At 50.2% G+C, this 1,757-nt stretch carries 3 protein-coding genes; all 3 read right to left on the bottom strand.

All coding sequences use genetic code 11. From position 1 onward, the window contains the following. On the bottom strand, positions 1 to 181 hold a 181-nt coding region (locus ACRDDY_RS02450), incomplete at its 3' end, for a hypothetical protein (protein ID WP_438563385.1). A 589-nt stretch (positions 182 to 770) separates the two neighbouring features. After that, positions 771 to 1,007, bottom strand: coding sequence for a hypothetical protein (locus tag ACRDDY_RS02455; RefSeq protein ID WP_438563386.1), 237 nt, complete (start codon positions 1,005 to 1,007; stop codon positions 771 to 773). Then, positions 1,007 to 1,348, bottom strand: a complete 342-nt coding sequence (locus ACRDDY_RS02460; RefSeq protein WP_438563387.1) for a M15 family metallopeptidase — start codon at positions 1,346 to 1,348, stop codon at positions 1,007 to 1,009. Before ACRDDY_RS02460 ends, ACRDDY_RS02455 begins: the two co-directional genes overlap by 1 nt. Positions 1,349 to 1,757: the final 409 nt, after the last annotated feature.

Here is a 1,757-nt window from a genome sequence, read left to right on the forward strand (position 1 = left end):
GCTGCGTGCGGTGCAGCGAGAAACCCCATGATGAATAGGTCGTGGCGGTGGTCTTGTCAAGGCCAGCAATGCCCATCCCTGACGCGCCGTTAACCCAGCTGTCAGCGCGGTATGTCTCGGCGGGTGCCGTGATCGCGCCATGCGGCACAAGTAGTCCGCTTGATGTCTTTTGGTAGCCCATGAAAAACCCCACCGGTGATGATGGGGTTTATTTTAACACACGTGAACGTTACTTGACAGATAGGCCAAATCGGATGGTGTGCTGCCTACCTCCGCGCACCGATTTCTCAATGCGCGCATACCTGTTTCCGGTGGTGTATTCGTCCTTGCCGATCTTGCGATATCCAAGTCCGGCCAGCCGCGCTTCGCATAGTGCGCGTGACGCGTATTTCTCGCTAGGCATGGTTGAGTGCATAAAACCTCCAAATGTTGACTTTGTGATGCTATATGTTGGAATTATTTATGTCAACACAAATAGAAAAGCCCATCCGGAGATGGGCTAGTGGTAGCGAAACTCGCCGTTTCATTACGGCATATCAACTTGGGCGCTTCACAGCGTTGGCCTGCGGCCTCAACAAGATAGGATCACCCCCTTGCTTCGAGACACTCTATATAGCGTAGCAGATCTTTCAGCCCTTCATCGGAGATTAGTATCCCCGTTTTCATCTCCGTCGCGTCCACCGTCGGAGTCAGGCACGGATTCTGATTTGCGCACCCGGCCAAACTTGCGCTCCCAAGCATCACGAGGATTGTCATTAATCCGCGCAGATTCATTTTTTGCCTGCCACGCCTGAACCGCTCTTAGGATTGTCGCCAGTATTGCCACTATTGCTCGCATTCTTCGCACCCCCGAAGTTAAACGCCAGAATGTCCACAATCTTGCGCAGCATCAGCACGATGCCGTCATCCTTTGGTGTTGGCGTTGCGCTGGCGATGATGGCCGCGATTGCGACTACCAGGCTAGCGATTTCCACGATGTCGCCAATGTGATCAATTAGCCATTGCATCATTTCACCCCGTTATGTTCGACAGAGTAGTGGTTGCCGTCGTTGAAGCGCCCACCCCATGAGCCGCCAATGGACTCCCAGAATTCGCCAAGCGGTCGATGGTCTTCAGTGCTGGTAAGGAACTTGCCATCCTTGAACAGGTTGAAGTCGATAGCTAGTCGTTGCTTGTGGTTGCTAGATGCGTGGCCATAGCCTTTCTTAACGCCCATGTCGCCATGCAGTCGCGGGTCTCGGTATGCATCACCCACTGTCAGCTCGTAGCCATTGGCATAAGCAAAGGTGATCAGTTCAGCAATCATGCGAGTGAATCGGCGCTGTTTTTGACCAAGAGTTTCTTTCATTCATTCCTCCTTAGTGCCTGTCTATTTTACCACCAAATCACCACGCTTACCTGCCAATTTTACCCATGTTAAATCGGTTGCAACATTGTTAAATCTTTCCCGTTCCTTACCGGAGAAGGGCTGGAGCCGTTTTTGCTCATATTTTACGGTTACTTGATTGTTAATGAGTTGGTATCTCATTGATTTTATTAATTTAAATAATTTTGATTTTCGCTAGTAAAAATGCTAGACTCTCCAAGTCTTTCGACTCTGAGGAGGCGAAGACGTAGGGGAGTCTAGAATTACACGCGACTTGGGAAAAGAAAAACAAAAGGCCGATTGGCCTATTTTTTTGACCTGTACGTGTTGACAATGAATGAGGCATCGGTAACACTGTTGTCATTGAAACGAGAACCACGGAAGCTGCCGG

This window comes from Clostridium sp., from assembly GCF_051656525.1.
Taxonomy (GTDB): Bacteria; Bacillota; Clostridia; order Clostridiales; family Clostridiaceae; genus Clostridium.